Consider the following 568-nt stretch of genomic DNA (forward strand, 5'->3'; position numbering starts at 1 on the left):
CCACCGCTGGTTCAGCAGGAAATCTGGGGGCACCTGTGCTGCCACTACGCCATCCGCACCCTGATGCGCGACGCCGCGACCGCCGGCCGTCACGACCCGGATCGGATGTCCTTCGTCGCCGCCCTGCGGATCACCCGACGATCCCTGTCCCACAGCTCTTTTTCCCCCTCATAACCACCACGCCGCCACCAGATTGTGGAATCAGGGCATCGCCAAAATCCTGCGCCGCATCAACCCAGCACGCCGACCCCGATCAAACCCCCGCGTCGTCAAACGCAAAGTCCTCAAATGGGCCGCCAAACGCGCATACCACCAACACCATCCACAACCCACCCAACCGCCGAAATGCACCATCCTCGTTCACTAACTGAACGGTATTGTACCTAAGCTCACCCCACCATTCTGCTCGAGCAACCCCGATCAACCCGGTATCGCCACGCGAAAAACACCAGCCACCTAGGGGAGATCATCGGCCAAGCCCTCGAGGCCAAACGGGACGCGGACACCCGCACCACCCTCGACGCGCTGTCACCGCTGACCGACACCGTCACCGTCCGCGAACCCACCC

At 63.0% G+C, this 568-nt stretch carries 1 pseudogene; it reads left to right on the forward strand.

Going from position 1 to position 568, the window contains the following annotated elements:
* Positions 1–174: pseudogene (locus ACFWJO_RS37660) on the forward strand (IS4 family transposase); the annotation flags it as partial.
* Positions 175–568 lie beyond the last annotated feature (394 nt).

This window comes from Streptomyces sp. NPDC127092 (assembly GCF_042722475.1).
Lineage (GTDB): Bacteria > Actinomycetota > Actinomycetes > Streptomycetales > Streptomycetaceae > Streptomyces.